Origin of the sequence: Amycolatopsis kentuckyensis (genome assembly GCF_002155975.1) — a bacterium.
GTDB lineage: Bacteria > Actinomycetota > Actinomycetes > Mycobacteriales > Pseudonocardiaceae > Amycolatopsis > Amycolatopsis kentuckyensis.
The window spans coordinates 1-2,696 of the sequence record NZ_MUMI01000539.1; the positions used below are offsets into that span (position 1 = coordinate 1).

The 2,696-nt window shown below is 69.1% G+C and carries 1 protein-coding gene and 1 pseudogene; both read right to left on the reverse strand.

From position 1 onward, the window contains the following. Nucleotides 1-33: 33 nt before the first annotated feature. Entirely contained in the window at nucleotides 34-2,190 is a 2,157-nt protein-coding gene (gene uvrB / locus CCN39_RS40985; protein ID WP_167455331.1) for an excinuclease ABC subunit UvrB, read from the reverse strand. A gap of 140 nt (nucleotides 2,191-2,330) precedes the next feature. Further along, nucleotides 2,331-2,696: pseudogene (locus tag CCN39_RS52230) on the reverse strand (DUF5685 family protein); the annotation flags it as partial.

A 2,696-nucleotide genomic window follows, 5' to 3' on the forward strand; every position in this document is an offset into this window, starting at 1 on the left:
GGCCCTGGCCCTGGCCCTGGAGGCGACCGACCGCTACTTGATGCCGGCCGCGTCCATGCCCCTCAGCTCCTTCTTCAGGTCCGAAATCTCGTCGCGGAGGCGTGCCGCCAGCTCGAACTGGAGGTCGCGGGCCGCCTGCATCATCTGGTCGGTCATCTGCTGGATCAGGTCTGCCAGCTGGGCGCGCGGCATCGCCGACACGTCCTTGTCGACCAGCATCCCCGAGCTTCGCACCCGGTCGCCCTGCTCGGGCTTCTTGCCGCGTGAGGAGTTGCGGCCCGAACCGCCGACCGAGACCTGCTCGGTGTCCTCCGCCTCGCTGTACACCCGGTCGAGGATGTCCGCGATCTTCTTCCGCAGCGGCTGCGGGTCGACGCCGCGTTCCTTGTTGTACGCCACCTGCTTCTCGCGGCGGCGGTCCGTCTCCTCGATCGCGTGCCGCATCGAGTCGGTGATCTTGTCCGCGTACATGTGGACCTCGCCCGACACGTTTCGCGCCGCGCGGCCGATCGTCTGGATCAGCGACGTGCCGCTCCGGAGGAAGCCCTCCTTGTCCGCGTCGAGGATCGCCACCAGCGAGACCTCCGGCAGGTCGAGACCCTCGCGCAGCAGGTTGATGCCGACCAGCACGTCGAAGTCGCCCGCGCGCAGCTGCCGCAGCAGCTCGACGCGGCGCAGCGTGTCGACCTCCGAGTGCAGGTAGCGCACCCGGATGCCCAGCTCCAGCAGGTAGTCGGTCAGGTCCTCGGCCATCTTCTTCGTCAGCGTCGTGACCAGGACGCGCTCGTCCTTGTCCGCCCGCTCCCGGATCTCGTGCACCAGGTCGTCGATCTGGCCCTCGGTCGGCTTCACGACGACCTTCGGGTCGACCAGGCCGGTCGGCCGGATGACCTGCTCGACGAACTCGCCGCCGGCCTGGCCCATCTCGTACGGCCCCGGCGTCGCCGACAGGTACACGGTCTGGCCGATCCGGTCGGAGAACTCCTCCCAGGTCAGCGGCCGGTTGTCCACCGCGCTCGGCAGCCGGAAGCCGTACTCGACCAGGTTGCGCTTCCGGGACATGTCGCCTTCGTACATGCCGCCGATCTGCGGGACGGTCTGGTGCGACTCGTCGATCACCAGCAGGAAGTCTTCCGGGAAGTAGTCGATCAGCGTCGCCGGCGCCGTGCCCGCGCCGCGGCCGTCGATGTGGCGCGAGTAGTTCTCGATGCCGGAGCAGAAGCCGACCTGGCGCATCATCTCGATGTCGTAGGCCGTGCGCATCCGCAGCCGCTGCGCCTCCAGCAGCTTGCCCTGCCGCTCCAGCTCGGCGAGCCGCTCCTCGAGCTCCTTCTCGATGCCCTGGATCGCCTTTTCCATCCGCTCCGGGCCGGCGACGTAGTGCGTCGCCGGGAAGATCCGGACCTCGTCGACCTCCTTGACGATGTCGCCGGTCAGCGGGTGCAGGTAGTACAGCTTCTCGACCTCGTCGCCGAAGAACTCGACCCGGATCGCGAGCTCTTCGTACGCCGGGATGATCTCGACCGTGTCACCCCGGGCGCGGAACGTGCCGCGCGCGAAGGCGATGTCGTTGCGGGTGTACTGGACGTCGACCAGCGCCCGCAGGAAGACGTCCCGGTCGAGCTGCATGCCGACCTCGAGCTTCGAGGAGCGGTCCAGGTACGACTGCGGTGTCCCGAGGCCGTAGATGCAGGAGACACTCGCGACCACGATGACGTCCCGGCGGGAAAGGAGGTTCATCGTCGCCGAGTGCCGCAGCCGCTCGACGTCGTCGTTGATCGACGAGTCCTTCTCGATGTAGGTGTCCGTCTGCGCGATGTACGCCTCGGGCTGGTAGTAGTCGTAGTAGCTGACGAAGTACTCGACCGCGTTGTGCGGGAAGAGCTCGCGCAGCTCGTTCGCCAGCTGGGCGGCCAGGGTCTTGTTGGGCGCCATCACCAGCGTCGGCCGCTGGACGCGCTCGATCAGCCACGCCGTCGTCGCCGACTTGCCGGTGCCGGTGGCGCCGAGGAGCACGACGTCCTTCTCGCCGGCGTTGATCCGGCGTTCGAGCTCGTCGATGGCCGCCGGCTGGTCACCGGCGGGCTGGTAGTCACTGACCACCTCGAACCGGCCGCCGGTCCGCGGGATCTCCGAGACGGGCCGGAAGTCGGACTGGGCGAGTACGGGGTGTTCGGTTGCGAAAGCCACGTCGACCAGAGTAGGCCGACCCACCGACAATTTCCGTCGGGCCTGGTCAGCGGGCTCGGAACAGGGTGCCGGTCCCGCCGTCGACGGCGGTCGTCGCCGGCGCCCGGCCCTGGACGGGGCCGGCGGGCGGCTCGCGCTCGTCAGCAGCCGCAGTCACAGCAGGAACAGCAGTCGCAGCAGTCGCAATCGCATCCCCAGGCTTCGATCGGTTTGCCGCTCCACGGGCCGGGATAGGGATCGCGGCAGCAGAACTGGCAGGTGCAGCACATGTAGGGGATGAGGGCGCAGCCGAGGAAGGCGTTGCGCTTCTTCGGCGGGACGGCGAATTTCGGGTACCAGAGGCCGCCGCCCTTGCCGTCGTAGAACTCGGGCTTGCCGTGCTTGCCGGGGTCATTGGGGTCATTGGGGTCCTTGGGGCCGCCGGGACCACCCGGGCCTCCGGGGCCGCCGGGGCCGCCGGGACCACCCGGGCCTCCGGCGCCGCCAGGGCCTCCGGGGCCGCCAGG